The organism is Psychrobacter cryohalolentis K5 (assembly GCF_000013905.1).
Taxonomy (GTDB): Bacteria; Pseudomonadota; Gammaproteobacteria; order Pseudomonadales; family Moraxellaceae; genus Psychrobacter; species Psychrobacter cryohalolentis.
The window spans coordinates 2680920-2695462 of record NC_007969.1 but is presented as its reverse complement, the minus strand read 5'-3'; the positions used below and the strand labels follow the sequence as shown (position 1 = coordinate 2695462).

The window sequence follows — 14543 nt, the reverse complement described above, 5'->3', positions numbered from 1 at the left end:
TTAATAGTAGGATAACTTATGAGTGAATCAAAGATAGATAACAGACTTTGGTCATCTAAAGCGCGTAATTTATCGCCGTATGTTCCTGGTGAGCAGCCCCAGCATGACGATTTGTGCAAGTTGAACACCAATGAAAATCCATTTCCACCTTCACCAAAAGTAGGTGAGGCGATTATTAAAGTCTTAGCGCAGCAAGCGGATGATTTGCGCTTGTACCCTGCACCTGAGTCTGAAGAATTGCGCGGCGCATTGGCCACGCTTTATGATCTTGATATCAATCAAGTGTTCGTTGGTAATGGCTCAGATGAAGTATTGGCATTGGTATTCGCCAGCTTCTTCTTAAAAGAGCGCCCAATTTTAGCGCCTGATATTAGCTACAGCTTTTATCCCGTTTATGCCAATACCTTTGGTATAGAGCTTGTGCAAATCCCATTAGAAGCAGATTTTAGTATCAGTCCTGATGCCTATCGTCGACCTTGCAGTGGTATCATTATTGCCAATCCAAATGCGCCAACTGGTTTATTATTGTCGCTTGCTGATATCCGTAAGCTTGCAGGCGAGCACTCAAATTCAGTGATTGTGATTGATGAGGCGTATATCGATTTTGCTCAGCTAGAAGAGAGTAGTCCAGACGTAGAAGTATCAGCGGTTAACCTTATTAATGAATTTGATAACTTGCTAGTTACCCAGACCTTTTCAAAATCGCGTTCGCTTGCCGGACTGCGTGTCGGTATGGCATTTGGTAATGCCTCTTTGATTGAAGCATTAACGCGTATGAAAAACAGCTTTAATAGCTATCCACTTGATAAGTTGGCACAAGCTGGTGCAACAGCTAGCGTCTTAGATGTTGAATATTTTGAGAAAACCCGCCAGCAGGTCATTGATTTGCGTACATCGTTGACGGTTGAGTTGACGGCCTTAGGTTATGACGTACTGCCGTCACATGCCAACTTTGTCTTTGCGCGTCCTCATGATGGTGCTGCCAGTCAAGTAGCAGAAGTATTACGTGAGCAAGGTATCATTGTTCGTCATTTTGATAAGCCGCGTATTAATGAGTATTTGCGCATTACGATTGGCACCGCTGCCCAGAACGAGCGTTTAATTGATGCGTTAAAAGCGCTACAAACTGTAGCGGATGTCGAGGCAAATTAATACCTAGCTCAACTATAGTACTAAAACAATATTTCATAAGTAATAAAAAGAGCCTGCTCACATGATGTGAGCAGGCTCTTTTGCGCCGCTTTAAGCTGTTTTCGAATATAAAGCTCAGTGGTTGGCTGTATTAGCAAGGACAGATAATAGGTTGCCGACTTTATCTAGGCACTCCTGATATTCAGCATCGCAGTCAGAGGCAACGGTAATACCTCCGCCTGCCCATAAACTGACTTGTTTGCTATTGTCAGCTGTGCTGGTCGCTTGCAGTGTGCGAATCAGTACATTCCACTGACCGCTACCATCAAAGTTCATATAACCCATGGTGCCACAATAAGCACTACGCGGTGCCCCTTCCAATTCTGCAATAATCTCTACCGCCCGTTTCTTTGGTGTGCCAGTAATTGATCCTGCAGGCAAACTGCCAAATAAGACGCTTAAGGGATGAGTATCTGTCTTGAGCTCGGCGGTAATGGTGCTGACCATATGATGTACATTACTAAAACTCTCAATCGCAAATAGCTGTGGTACCTTTACGCTACCGATTTTGGCGTATTTACCCAAATCATTACGTAACAAATCCACAATCATAACGTTTTCTGCACGGTCTTTTTCGCTGTTGATTAACTGCTGCTTATAGTCATTATCTTGTTCGGTTGTTAAGCCGCGCGGCATGGTTCCTTTGATCGGCTTGGTACGTATATGATGCTTGTCAGTCTCAATATCTTTGCTAAAGGTAAAAAATAATTCCGGCGAACAGCTTAATAATTCAAACTGATGGTTTGATGTATTTACTTTACCTTCATGATTATAGCTATCAATGGCTATATATCCTGCAAAAGGCGCTTGGGTATTAGCGTGCAAAGCAGGTAAATAGTCAATGAGGCTTGTGACTGAATTATCTTCATAAGTGCTTAAATAGCCACTCCATGCTTGGGTTAAATTGATTTGATAACAATCGCCTTGCTGCAAATAATTTTGCGTTTGATGAAATGCCTGCTGATAGTGTCGTTTGCTCCATTGAGCTTCTAGTAATAAAGGCGGCGTTTTACAGGAGTATTTTTTAGTGACATTCTCATTCGATAGTTGATTATCCAAACTATTTAAATAAGATGTTAGCACTCTGATTAGTGCATTTGTATCCTGCTGGACTGAGCTGCTGTCAGGGTTATTATCATTATTTACCTTTAACTGCCAACTGCTTTGACTGTCTGAATCAGCGGTTAAGTAAATATCATAATGCCCCAATAACGCGCACGGCTGTGCTGCCATCTCTATATTAACGGTTGGACTGAGTTCATGAGCACTAATGTCATAGCTGATAAAACCTATTAAGCCGTGCTGATAACTTGGTTGTTGATCGACGTCTTTAGTTGAGAACGAGCCGTTACCGTGAATGCCATCTATTTCATGAGCCCGACTGTAAGTAATTAATTCCTCTTGCCAGTCGCTATAACTCATATAGCTTGTAGCCGCACTATCACTGGAATTACTATAAAGGTGAACATGCCCACGCCGTGTTTTCTCGATTTTACAAAGGTTTCCCTGCTTAGTAGCATGCAGCGTGTTATTAGTCACAGGATAAACGCACCAGCTTGTCTTTGGTAATAAGCCAATCACAGGTCGCCCATCGTTATTGAGCCAAACCAGCTGCCAGTTTGCTTTGCTATTTTGTTCTAACAAATGTCGTTGCAGGTGCGGCATTAATTCGGCAGCAGATAAGTCACCAAAACGCCAGCTAGTTTTGCTAGCTGGCGGTAGGGCAGAATCTGTCTGCACAGTGGTATGAGTATCTATTACAACCATAGTTTAAGCGTCAAACTTTTTGATGATTAGTGTTGCATTGGTACCGCCAAAGCCAAAGCTATTGCTCATAAGAGTTTCAAGCTCAAGATCGCGTTTTTCAGTGACGATATCAAAGCCTTTGGCAGCCGGATCTAATTCTGTAATATTGATACTTGGTGCAATAAATCTGTCTTGTAACATCAGTAAGCAATAAATCAGCTCTTGTGCACCAACCGCACCTAAGCTATGACCTGTCATAGACTTAGTCGAGCTAATGGCAGGCACTTTACTGATATCGTTATCAAATACTTTAGCAATAGCTTTAAGCTCAGTGATGTCACCAAGTGGCGTACTGGTACCATGGCTATTGATATAATCTACGCTTTCTAAACCCGCTTCAGCAAGTGCTAGTTTCATGCAGCGTACTGCGCCTTCACCGCTTGGCGCAACCATTTCTGCGCCATCAGAGCTGGCACCATAACCGACAATTTCAGCCAAAATATTGGCACCGCGTGCTTGGGCATGCTCAAGACTTTCAACGACTACCATCGCGCCACCTGCCGCGATAACAAAACCATCACGGTCTTTATCATAAGCTCTTGAGGCAAGCTCTGGAGTACCGTTGTATTGAGTGCTAACAGCGCCCATGGCATCAAACATACAAGACTGAGTCCAATGTTCTGCCTCACTACCACCAGCGAGTATCACATCGGCTTTACCCAATTGAATAAGCTCGGCAGCATGACCGATACAATGCGTTGACGTGGCACAAGCCGAGGTTAATGAGTATGAGATACCTTGGATTTTTAGACCCGTAGCAAGCGCCGCTGATACTGAGCTGCCCATTGTTTTTGGTACAGCCATCGCACCAACGCCGCGTAACCCTTTTTCTCGCATGGCGTCTATTGCATTGGCGATATTTTCTGTTGACGCGCCGCCTGAGCTGGCGACCACGCCCACACGCGGATTGTTATTGATGGTTTCTAAAGAGAGTCCAGCGTGCTTAATGGCACTTAACGCACTGACATAAGCATATAGGCTTGCGTCACTAAAAAACCGTTTTAGTTTGCGGTCAATAGCTGAGGTATCAAGCTGTGAGTGATCAATACTGCCGCTGACGTGTGATTTGAACTCGTGCTCAGCATAAGATTCGTTGAACGTGATGCCAGAGCGTCCTTGTTTAAGAGCCTCTGTGACAGTAGCCAAATCATGTCCGATACAAGAGACAATCCCTGCTCCAGTGATAACAACGCGGCGCATACAATATTCCTTATTAGTAACGATTTTTTTGATAATTACTTTTAATCATCGTTTTAAAATATCTACTTCTACCATATCACTTCATCTCTATCTGTTTTTGATAACAAATGTGTTGTTATATAAAGGCATTTAAGTGCTAGCAGCGGACGCTAACGCTATCATGGATTCATAGAGAGTTGAGAGAAATAGAATGCAGGTAAATAATGGTACAAGTGTACTTTGAATTATGGCATATGATACCGTATCGAGGTGGCAAAATGTTTGAGTAAATGCAAAATAATAATAAAATAGGGCTTATCAGCAACAATGGTTATTCTATAGTTTTATGCAGTTTGTTATTAAGAAGCAAACAATAAGGGCGATGCATGCCATGGTACAAGCTTCTTTAATATGAGCTAATGTAATAGATATACTATGATGGTTAAGTTGTTATCGATAAATGACACTTTTAGATACAAAAGGGCTGATAGCGATAACATTGTTCGCACTGACACTCAAAATAGGGGTTCGCTAGAATGGCAAACAGCGTATTATTATAAAAAGGGTGTTAGAGCAGCATTTTAACAATGGTGATTTAACACTTAGTACTTTAACTATATTACTTTATAACAAACATCATATTAAGGATATCAAGATGGGAAAGCGTAGCACTTTATCGAAAGGTATTAGTACGGTTGGCTCTTTTACGCGTGGCAATCTAGAGCGTATGGGTGCCATGATTGATAGCGCGAATGCAAAAACTGGCAAACCGCGTCAATTTAAAGCGGTGAACTTAGGCGATGAAGATTACCAACAAGATTTGTTCCGTGAGCAAACGTTAAAAGCCACTCAGCAGTTATTGGGCACACGCTTTGCTGCTTATGGTAAATATGCCAAAAAAGTCGTGCCAAACAGCTTTTTTGAGTCGACCGTTGATGGCGCTTTTGCTCAAATTGCTAAGCTTGCCGACAACTGGAGTCAAATTGATTTACCGAATCAGCATCGCTTTGCCAATATTGTGAGCTTAGACGACGAGCAGCGTTACGCGTTAGCGACCGATATCGCCAATCAAAACCGTGCATTAGCGACGCTTGGCGGTGTTACAGGTTTGGCAGGTTTGCCGGGCTTGCTTGCGGATACATTATGGTTATTGTTGGTTTCTCTACGCACTGTTTATCAATTGGGCGCTGTTTATAATAAACCGTTAACTGGTAAGCAAGGCGTCAAAATGGCCTATGAGTTACTTGCCAATGCAGATCTCAGCAAAATGCAAGAGAAGCAAGCATTGCTGGCAGGTATTGGTATTGGTAAAGGTTTACTGGATAGCGCCCAAAGCAGCGGTTTACACAATGAGCTCAAAAACTTAGGCTTGCAGAATAAAAAAGTTAATTTTTACGCAGAGCAAGTGGACAGTATTGCTAGTCAGGTCGGTGTTGATTTGGATCAAATTAACTTAACATGGATACGCCGATTCCTACCAGCCACTGCCGTTATCGTTGGTATGCGCTATAACAGTCAGCTGATTGATGAGGTCATTGGCGTTGCTCAAGCAACTTTTGCGCCAGAAGCTAAGCTTGCCAATCGCGCTATTACGGATGACAGTAGTAGCGAAGTAAAGGTTAGTAAGGCAACGGGCAGCACTGAGCAGAAAGAAGACAAAGCTCAAGATACCGCATCACTAGAGAAGGAATCTAAAGAAAAAGAATCAAAAGATGCAGCCTCAAAAAACATAAAGTCAGACGCCAATGCTGCAAAAGATACTCAGAAAAAAGCTGACGATAAAGAAAACGATGTTGATGCTATAGCTGACGAAAAGAAGACTAGTGAAAAGAAAGTCGACAGCACTAAGAATGATAAGCAGAATAGTGCAGATAAATCTTCTGACAGCAAAACAAAGAAAGCCGCTGCTAAGTCGAGTAAATAATAAGCCATTAAGGTTTATTGATTACTTCGTTTTAGAATACTGAAGCTCTACGTAATTGCTATTTATCTTTAATGTTGGCGATATCGGCTTACTTCTATTGAAAATTAAACCGATATCGCCATATAGCTCAGGTAAACGACTGTTTTTTATCTCTAAATATCTTATCTAAATGATGTAAGCATCTACTTTTGATACCGTATTTAGTTAGCTGTTTTTTCGGTTATGCCGTTAAAAACAGATAAAGTGGTATAGTAGTAGACCGAATACATATCTATCCGCTGCTGTAAAGTCCAACTGCTCATAAGTGGTTGAAATAGCAGCAACAAGTCTTTATAATACACTGTCCTAAAAATGGGTGTGCCAAAATCTGTCGTTAAAGTCAGATCGATGGTGCGTTTCCCTATTTTTTTGTTTTTTACCAAACGGGAGAAGGATGCCTCATGGCAACAACTAACCAATTGATTCGTAAAGGTCGCAAAACCATCAAGGAAAAGTCAAAAGTTCCTGCGTTGGAAGCGTGCCCACAACGCCGTGGTGTATGTACTCGCGTATATACTACTACCCCTAAAAAACCTAACTCAGCCATGCGTAAAGTATGTCGTGTACGTTTGACTTCAGGTTATGAAGTATCAAGCTACATCGGCGGCGAAGGTCATAACCTACAAGAGCACAGTGTTGTTCTTATCCGTGGTGGTCGTGTAAAAGATCTACCAGGTGTACGTTATCACACCGTTCGTGGTGCACTAGATTGCGCAGGCGTTAAAGACCGTAAGCAAGGTCGTTCTAAATATGGTGCTAAGAAACCTAAAGTTTAATAACTAACCGTTATTAAATGAGTTTCTTTGTATCAAACATTAACTGTGCATGGGTCTGATGTGAGTAATTTTTGACCAAATGAGTCACTAATCTTTATCACACACCGCCATGCAGTAAGGCTGACTGACAACTCGATATAACGCCATCCAATATTAATTGGTGCGAGATTGTGAATGTCAGACACTCCTGAAGAAAAGGATATTTATTATGCCAAGACGTCGCGTCGTTGCTACCCGTGAGATCCTACCGGATCCTAAATTTGGTAGCCAAACTGTTGCAAAATTCATCAACCATGTCATGAGTCATGGTAAAAAATCTACTGCTGAGCGTATCGTTTACGGTGCACTTGAGACAGTAAGCCAAAAGCGTAACATCGAAGATCCAGTTTCTTTCTTTGAAGAAGTATTGGAAAATGTTCGCCCAATGGTTGAAGTAAAAGCTCGCCGTGTTGGTGGTGCAACCTACCAAGTGCCAATGGAAGTACGCCCCTCCCGTCGTACCGCCTTGGCTATGCGTTGGTTAGCTGAAGCTGCTGCAAAGCGTTCTGAAAAATCAATGGCTTTGCGTTTAGCTGGCGAATTGAATGATGCTGCTGATGGCAAAGGTAATGCTATGAAGAAGCGTGACGAAGTTCACCGCATGGCAGATGCTAACAAAGCATTCTCTCATTACCGTTTCTAAGCTACTCTTAATTAAGCTGTTCTTTTAAATATAGCTTTTTAAAAGTAGTTTTGGATGACTGGTGTATGCCAGTCATCTAGATATAATTTATTTATTCTATTGATTGTCGCCATTGTTAATAAATGATTTGCTTGTAATTATTGAAATATAATAACAGACACATTCATTTCAGATGGCGGACATCTGTCAAGATGCTGTTCTGAAAAGGGATGCTATTCTGTAAAGAAAGTCTCCTGAGTTTGATGCCGCACTATTCTTAGTAGTTACTCTTTTTTGCCCGTATTAGGTTCAATGATTAGTAATATTGCAGGGCTGAACGGCTTTGTCATAGAGTAGAGGTAGAGACACAACACATTAATATATACACGAATTTCCCTAGGAAAACACTATGGCTCGTAAAACTCCCCTAAAGCGCTATCGCAATATTGGTATCTCTGCGCACATTGATGCTGGTAAAACGACCACTACTGAACGTGTTTTGTTCTATACCGGTGTTAGCCACAAGATTGGTGAAGTACATGATGGCGCAGCCACTATGGACTGGATGGAGCAAGAACAAGAGCGTGGTATTACTATCACCTCAGCGGCGACAACTTGTTTTTGGTCAGGTATGGCAAAACAGTTTGACGAACACCGTATCAATATCATTGACACCCCAGGTCACGTTGACTTCACAATTGAAGTTGAACGTTCTATGCGTGTTCTTGATGGCGCTTGCATGGTTTACTGTGCAGTAGGCGGCGTTCAGCCACAGTCTGAAACCGTATGGCGTCAGGCAAACAAATATAAAGTTCCACGTCTTGCATTCATTAACAAAATGGATCGCGTTGGCGCTGATTTCTACCGCGTAGTAGAACAGATCAAAACTCGTCTAGGCGGCAAGCCAGTACCATTGGTTATCCCAATTGGTAAAGAAGACGACTTTGAAGGCGTTGTAGATCTAGTAACGATGAAAGCCATCTATTGGGACGAAGCGTCTCAAGGCATGGAATATGATGAGCGTGAAATCCCAGCAGAACTACAAGAAAAAGCGGAAGAATATCGTGAGTATCTAGTAGAAAGCGCTGCTGAAGCGACTGAAGAATTGATGAATGAGTATCTTGAGAACGGTGAATTAACTGTTGATCAAATTAACTCTGCTATTCGCCAGTTGACTATTGATAACGAAATCATTCCACTTCTTTGTGGTACTGCCTTTAAAAACAAAGGTGTACAGAAGATGTTGGACGCTGTTATTCAGTATCTTCCTGCACCAATGGATGTACCTGCTATTAAAGGTATCCTGGATGACAAAGATGAATCTGAAGGCACTCGTGAAGCGTCAGACGAAGCACCGTTTTCAGCTTTAGCATTCAAAATCATGAATGATAAGTTCGTTGGTAACTTAACCTTCGTTCGTGTTTATTCAGGTGTTCTAAAGCAGGGCAGCAGCGTTTATAACCCAGTTAAAATGAAACGTGAGCGTGTTGGCCGTATCGTACAGATGATGGCAAACTCTCAAGAAGAGTTGCAAGAAATCCGTACTGGTGATATCGCAGCCTTGGTTGGCATGAAAGATGTAACCACTGGTGATACGTTGTGTGACGAGCAAAATGTTATTACGCTTGAGCGTATGGAATTCCCAGATCCAGTTATCAGTCTAGCGGTTGAACCTAAAACCAAAGCTGACCAAGAAAAAATGTCAATCGCTTTAGGTCGTTTGGCGAAAGAAGATCCATCGTTCCGTGTACATACTGACGAAGAATCTGGTCAGACTATCATCAGTGGTATGGGTGAGCTGCATCTTGAGATTCTTGTTGACCGTATGAAGCGTGAGTTTGGTGTTGAAGCTAACATCGGCGCACCTCAGGTTGCTTATCGCGAAACGATTCGTAACACGGTTGAGCAAGAAGGCAAATTCGTACGTCAGACTGGTGGTCGTGGTAAATTCGGTCACGTTTGGTTACGTCTTGAGCCTATGGATCCAGCTGGCGATGTTCTTTATGAATTTAAAGAAGAAGTTGTTGGTGGTACGGTACCAAAAGAATTCCACGGTGCGGTTGATAAAGGTATTCAAGAGCGCATGAAAAACGGCGTACTTGCAGGTTACCCAATCGTTGGCGTAAAAGCGACCTTGTATGATGGTTCTTACCATGATGTTGACTCGGATGAGTTATCATTTAAAATGGCTGGTTCTATCGCATTCCGTAAAGGCTTCATGGCTGCAAACCCAACGCTACTTGAGCCAGTGATGAAAGTAGAAGTTGAAACACCTGAAGACTATATGGGCGATATCATGGGCGATCTTAACCGTCGTCGTGGTATGGTTCAAGGTATGGAAGACTTACCTGGCGGCACTAAGCAGATTCGTGCTGAAGTACCATTAGCGGAAATGTTTGGCTATGCCACACAAATGCGTTCAATGTCACAGGGCCGTGCAACTTACTCTATGGAATTCCAAAAGTACGCTGAAATTCCAAAATCAGTTGCAGAAGCTATCATCTCTAAATTCAACAATAAAGATGATGACGAATAAGCAAAAATCTATCGATAATGGCAATATAGGACATATCTCTATATTGTCAGTAGATAATCGAGCAATAATTGGTTAAAAGACTTGTTATTGCTCGTGATTTTCTTATAATATCTGCACATTAGTATGTGCACCCTTTTAACAGTTATCTTAATGTGGTCAGTATTCACTTAATTACTTTATATAAATTAAGCAGTTGACCCTAAAAAAAGAGGAAATACCCATGGCAAAGGCCAAGTTTGAACGTCTAAAACCACATGTTAACGTCGGTACCATCGGACACGTTGACCACGGTAAAACCACCCTTACCGCTGCAATCGCAACCGTAGCTGCAATCACCTCTGGTGGCGAAGCCAAAGACTACGCGTCTATTGACTCAGCACCAGAAGAAAAAGCACGTGGCATCACCATCAACACCTCACACGTAGAATATGACACCCCATCACGTCATTACGCTCACGTTGATTGCCCAGGTCACGCCGATTATGTTAAAAACATGATCACCGGTGCAGCCCAGATGGACGGCGCAATCCTAGTAGTATCAGCAACTGACGGCCCTATGCCACAAACCCGTGAGCACATCCTGCTTTCACGTCAGGTTGGCGTACCGTACATCGTCGTATTCATGAACAAGTGCGACGTTGTTGATGACGAAGAATTGCTTGAACTCGTAGAAATGGAAGTTCGTGAATTATTAAGCGACTATGACTTCCCAGGTGATGACACCCCAATCATCCATGGTTCTGCCACTGAAGCCCTAAAAGGCTCACAAGAAAAATATGGTCAACCAGCCGTTGTAGAACTATTAAACGTTCTTGACACCTACATCCCAGAGCCAGAGCGTGACATCGACAAAGCATTCCTAATGCCAATCGAAGACGTATTCTCAATCTCAGGTCGTGGTACTGTTGTAACTGGCCGTGTTGAATCTGGTATCGTACGCGTTGGCGACGAAATCGAAATCGTTGGTATCCGTGACACTCAAAAAACCACCTGTACTGGTGTAGAGATGTTCCGTAAACTGCTTGACGAAGGTCGTGCAGGCGAAAACTGTGGCGTACTACTACGTGGTACTAAGCGTGAAGACGTACAACGTGGCCAAGTACTAGCTAAGCCAGGTTCAATCACTCCTCACACCAAGTTTGACGCTGAAGTATATGTATTGTCAAAAGAAGAGGGTGGTCGTCACACACCATTCCTAAACGGCTATCGTCCACAGTTCTACTTCCGTACCACTGACGTAACTGGCGCAATCCAATTACAAGACGGTACTGAAATGGTTATGCCTGGTGATAACGTTGAGATGGGCGTAGAGCTTATCCACCCAATCGCTATGGACAAAGGTCTTCGCTTCGCTATTCGTGAAGGCGGCCGTACTGTAGGCGCTGGTGTTGTTGCTAACGTATTGAACTAATACTTAACGCTGTCAGAGTAATCTGATCTTCGTTAATCATTAGTCAAAAGCCATCCTCGAAAGAGGGTGGCTTTTTTGTGGGGGTGGTTTGCTAAATCGCAGAAGTGCTAATCAATTTAGTATTTATTAAAATAAGGTCTGTATATTTAAAAATTTAAAGCAATAAATCTATCTCAGATTTTGACTTCTATTTTTGATTTTAAACAGAGTTTTCTGACTTTTCTCCATTAAAGTAATGATTCATTGTATTAAGCAAATAAAATATCGTCTTAAAACTTGCATTCTTAGTAAAACCTTGTATAATTATCAGCCTTAACACCCCTAGGCGATTGGCTCAATTGGTAGAGCATCGGTCTCCAAAACCGAGGGTTGTAGGTTCGAGTCCTACATCGCCTGCCATCTTCTTATCACATCTTTGTCATACCCCACCATCTCCGAAGTGAGTTCTTTATGAGCAATAATCAAGATAACCTCGAGACTAAGTTATCTGATGCCAAGGCAGTTGCTGGTGGAATGCTGTCCAAAGATAAGCATGTTTCAGCAGGTAATCAAACGACTGCTGTTGAGATTGCTAAGACGGGTTCAGTAAAAGATGTGATTTTGTGGCTACTAGCCGCAGTTGTTTTAATTGGTGCAACGTTAGTTAATCAATATCTGCCCGGCTATTGGCAACCTGCCAATGACCTTTGGGTACGTATTGGTATTATCATTGCGCTTTTTGTATTTGCGCTGTTATGTCTTGCAATGACAAATCAGGGCCGTGCATTTAAGACTTTATTGAAAGACGCTGCTGTAGAACTACGCCGCGTTACTTGGCCTGGCAAAGACGAAACCTTCCAATATACATGGCAAACGATTGTCATGATTGCGGTTGTTGGTTTATTAGTTTGGCTATTAGATAACTTTTTTAACTGGTTCGTTGGCATATTTATTGGTTAATGGCGCGTATTAGCGACTGTTTAGCCAAGATTTATGGATAACGACTTACTTATAATGATCAGGAGCGTGATATGCGTTGGTATATTGTCCAAGCATTTTCAGGATATGAAAAGCAAGTACAGCGTTCATTAACTGATCGTATTAATCGTAGTGAATTCGCTGAGTTTTTCGGCGATGTATTGGTACCTACTGAAGAAGTCGTCGAAATGAAAGACGGCAAAAAACGTAAAAGCGAGCGTAAGTTCTTTCCGGGTTACGTATTGATCCAGATGGATATGAACGACAATACTTGGCACATCGTTAAAGATTGCCCACGTATTATGGGCTTCGTTGGCGGTACGCCAGAGACGCCTGCGCCGATTACGGAAGTAGAAGCTGATCGTATTCTAAACCGTTTGAATCAGACTGAAACTGACCCGCGTCCTAAGACTCTATTTGAGCCGGGCGAAGAGTTGTTGGTTATCGATGGTCCATTCACTGACTTTAAAGGGTTGGTTGAAAAAGTGGATTACGAAAAGTCTAAATTACATTTAACCGTAAACGTATTTAATCGACCGACTCAGGTTGAGCTTGAGTTTAGTAAAGTTGAGAAGCTAGATTAAATCAGCAAAAAAGTTCATCAACCGGGGAGCTGTTAGTCAATAAGGTTTATACCAGATTGATTTGGCGCTATTACCCATTTAGGAGAGTATCATGGCTAAGAAGATTGATGGTTACATCAAACTGCAAGTGCCTGCAGGCAAAGCAAATCCTTCACCACCGATTGGTCCAGCATTGGGTCAAAAAGGCGTGAACATCATGGCGTTCTGTAAAGAATTTAACGCTGCGACCTCAAACCAAGAGCCGGGTTTACCGATTCCTACTGAGATCACTGTATACAGCGATAAGTCTTTTACCTTCATCATGAAGTCACCACCAGCTGCTTACCTTTTGCGTAAGGCTGCTGGTATTGCTAAAGGTTCTGGTACACCTAATACCGCTAAAGTCGGTAAAGTTGACCGTGCTCAGTTAGAAGACATCGTTAAGACTAAAGATGCAGATTTAACTGCTGCTGATCTTGATGCTGCTGTTCGTACCATCGCTGGTACTGCACGTTCAATGGGTATTACCGTGGAGGGTGTGTAAATGAGTAAACTTACTAAGCGTCAAAAAGAAATCAACAGCCGTATTGAGCACGAAAAACAATATACTATCGAAGAAGCGGTTCAAATCCTAAACGATTTGCCAGCTCTTAAATTTAAAGAGTCTATTGATATCGCTGTAAACTTGGGCGTTGACCCACGTAAATCTGATCAAGTTGTACGTGGCGCAACTAACCTACCTGCGGGTACTGGTAAAACCAAACGCGTTGCTGTATTTGCTCAAGGTGCTGCTGCTGAAGCTGCCAAAGAAGCTGGTGCTGACATCGTTGGTTTTGAAGACCTAGCAGAATCAATCAAAGCCGGTAACATGGACTTTGATGTGGTTATCGCTGCTCCTGATGCAATGCGCGTTGTTGGTCAATTAGGTACTATCTTAGGCCCACGTGGTCTAATGCCTAACCCTAAAGTCGGTACGGTTACGCCTAACGTTGCTGAAGCCGTTCTTAACGCTAAAGCTGGTCAAGCACAGTATCGTGTAGACAAAGCAGGTATTATTCACACGACTATCGGTCAAGTTGGTTTTACTGCTGAACAAGTAATCCAGAATGCTGAAGCACTTATTTCAGATTTGAGACGTGCTAAGCCTGCTACTTCTAAAGGTACTTTCATTAAGAAAATCACCTTGTCTAGCACCATGGGTCCTGGTCTAAGTATCGATCCAGTTCCATACCGCACAGCGAAATAATTAAGTATGATCTGTTATTCAACGATTTTGAATAATGGGACAAAATATTTTAAAGAATTAGGTCAGCGTAGCAAACGCTATGCTGTCTAAGACCGTAGGTAGACAGCGGTTTGGTAAAATGGATTATGACTCTTGTAGATCAAAATTCATTACATTGAGCTGCTGTTGTTAATCGATGACAGATGAAAATCTTAATTGTCCTACGCAGACGGTGGCCCACCCAGTTGTTGATAAGAGCCGATAGGGCAACCTAT

12 protein-coding genes and 1 tRNA gene are annotated in these 14543 nt (G+C 42.4%); 11 read left to right on the top strand and 2 right to left on the bottom strand.

The features are described from left to right. Window positions 1-18 precede the first annotated feature (18 nt). A complete protein-coding gene (hisC, locus tag PCRYO_RS11195) occupies window positions 19-1152 on the top strand; it encodes a histidinol-phosphate transaminase (RefSeq protein WP_011514501.1) in 1134 nt (377 codons plus the stop codon). A 114-nt stretch (window positions 1153-1266) separates the two neighbouring features. Here the strand turns inward: hisC and PCRYO_RS11190 are convergent, their stop codons facing one another. Together PCRYO_RS11190 and PCRYO_RS11185 are read right to left on the bottom strand one after the other, a co-directional pair. Continuing rightward, window positions 1267-2958 carry an anthranilate synthase component I family protein gene (locus PCRYO_RS11190; RefSeq protein ID WP_011514500.1) on the bottom strand — a complete coding sequence of 564 codons (1692 nt, stop codon included), beginning with the start codon at window positions 2956-2958 and terminating at the stop codon, window positions 1267-1269. A gap of 3 nt (window positions 2959-2961) precedes the next feature. Continuing rightward, window positions 2962-4197 (bottom strand): beta-ketoacyl-ACP synthase II, encoded by a 1236-nt coding sequence (locus tag PCRYO_RS11185; RefSeq protein ID WP_011514499.1) that lies wholly within the window; start codon window positions 4195-4197, stop codon window positions 2962-2964. Between the two features lie 634 nt (window positions 4198-4831). On the opposite strand from PCRYO_RS11185, the gene PCRYO_RS11180 reads away from it, so the two are divergent. The 10 genes from PCRYO_RS11180 (at window position 4832) to rplA (ending at window position 14289) form a co-directional block, all read left to right on the top strand. After that, window positions 4832-6100, top strand: a complete 1269-nt coding sequence (locus PCRYO_RS11180) for an EcsC family protein (protein ID WP_011514498.1) — start codon at window positions 4832-4834, stop codon at window positions 6098-6100. A 440-nt stretch (window positions 6101-6540) separates the two neighbouring features. Next, a complete protein-coding gene (gene rpsL / locus PCRYO_RS11175; RefSeq protein WP_011281154.1) occupies window positions 6541-6915 on the top strand; it encodes a 30S ribosomal protein S12 in 375 nt (124 codons plus the stop codon). 208 nt (window positions 6916-7123) lie between these two features. After that, window positions 7124-7597: a 30S ribosomal protein S7 gene (rpsG, locus tag PCRYO_RS11170; RefSeq protein ID WP_011514497.1), complete on the top strand. Its 474-nt coding sequence runs from the start codon at window positions 7124-7126 to the stop codon at window positions 7595-7597. Window positions 7598-7985: 388 nt separating this feature from the next. Further along, window positions 7986-10112 (top strand): elongation factor G, encoded by a 2127-nt coding sequence (gene fusA / locus PCRYO_RS11165; protein ID WP_011514496.1) that lies wholly within the window; start codon window positions 7986-7988, stop codon window positions 10110-10112. Between the two features lie 220 nt (window positions 10113-10332). Next, on the top strand, window positions 10333-11523 hold the full coding sequence (tuf, locus tag PCRYO_RS11160; protein WP_011512793.1) for an elongation factor Tu: 1191 nt from the start codon (window positions 10333-10335) through the stop codon (window positions 11521-11523). A gap of 323 nt (window positions 11524-11846) precedes the next feature. Further along, window positions 11847-11922, top strand: a tRNA-Trp gene (locus PCRYO_RS11155). A gap of 51 nt (window positions 11923-11973) precedes the next feature. Next, on the top strand, window positions 11974-12462 hold the full coding sequence (gene secE, locus PCRYO_RS11150) for a preprotein translocase subunit SecE (protein WP_011514495.1): 489 nt from the start codon (window positions 11974-11976) through the stop codon (window positions 12460-12462). A gap of 71 nt (window positions 12463-12533) precedes the next feature. Continuing rightward, window positions 12534-13064 carry a transcription termination/antitermination protein NusG gene (gene nusG / locus PCRYO_RS11145; protein WP_011514494.1) on the top strand — a complete coding sequence of 177 codons (531 nt, stop codon included), beginning with the start codon at window positions 12534-12536 and terminating at the stop codon, window positions 13062-13064. A 91-nt stretch (window positions 13065-13155) separates the two neighbouring features. Beyond that, complete coding sequence (gene rplK, locus PCRYO_RS11140) at window positions 13156-13587, top strand: 50S ribosomal protein L11 (RefSeq protein ID WP_010201717.1); 432 nt, start codon at window positions 13156-13158, stop codon at window positions 13585-13587. Next, window positions 13588-14289 carry a 50S ribosomal protein L1 gene (rplA, locus tag PCRYO_RS11135; protein ID WP_011514493.1) on the top strand — a complete coding sequence of 234 codons (702 nt, stop codon included), beginning with the start codon at window positions 13588-13590 and terminating at the stop codon, window positions 14287-14289. It begins immediately after the preceding gene. Window positions 14290-14543: the final 254 nt, after the last annotated feature.

Coding starts and splice junctions, on each gene's coding strand:
- hisC (WP_011514501.1), top strand. CDS start 19: ATGAGTGAATCAAAGATAGATAACAGACTTTGGTCATCTAAAGCGCGT.
- PCRYO_RS11190 (WP_011514500.1), bottom strand. CDS start 2,958: ATGGTTGTAATAGATACTCATACCACTGTGCAGACAGATTCTGCCCTA.
- rplA (WP_011514493.1), top strand. CDS start 13,588: ATGAGTAAACTTACTAAGCGTCAAAAAGAAATCAACAGCCGTATTGAG.
- PCRYO_RS11185 (WP_011514499.1), bottom strand. CDS start 4,197: ATGCGCCGCGTTGTTATCACTGGAGCAGGGATTGTCTCTTGTATCGGA.
- secE (WP_011514495.1), top strand. CDS start 11,974: ATGAGCAATAATCAAGATAACCTCGAGACTAAGTTATCTGATGCCAAG.
- rpsG (WP_011514497.1), top strand. CDS start 7,124: ATGCCAAGACGTCGCGTCGTTGCTACCCGTGAGATCCTACCGGATCCT.
- tuf (WP_011512793.1), top strand. CDS start 10,333: ATGGCAAAGGCCAAGTTTGAACGTCTAAAACCACATGTTAACGTCGGT.
- nusG (WP_011514494.1), top strand. CDS start 12,534: ATGCGTTGGTATATTGTCCAAGCATTTTCAGGATATGAAAAGCAAGTA.
- rplK (WP_010201717.1), top strand. CDS start 13,156: ATGGCTAAGAAGATTGATGGTTACATCAAACTGCAAGTGCCTGCAGGC.
- fusA (WP_011514496.1), top strand. CDS start 7,986: ATGGCTCGTAAAACTCCCCTAAAGCGCTATCGCAATATTGGTATCTCT.
- rpsL (WP_011281154.1), top strand. CDS start 6,541: ATGGCAACAACTAACCAATTGATTCGTAAAGGTCGCAAAACCATCAAG.
- PCRYO_RS11180 (WP_011514498.1), top strand. CDS start 4,832: ATGGGAAAGCGTAGCACTTTATCGAAAGGTATTAGTACGGTTGGCTCT.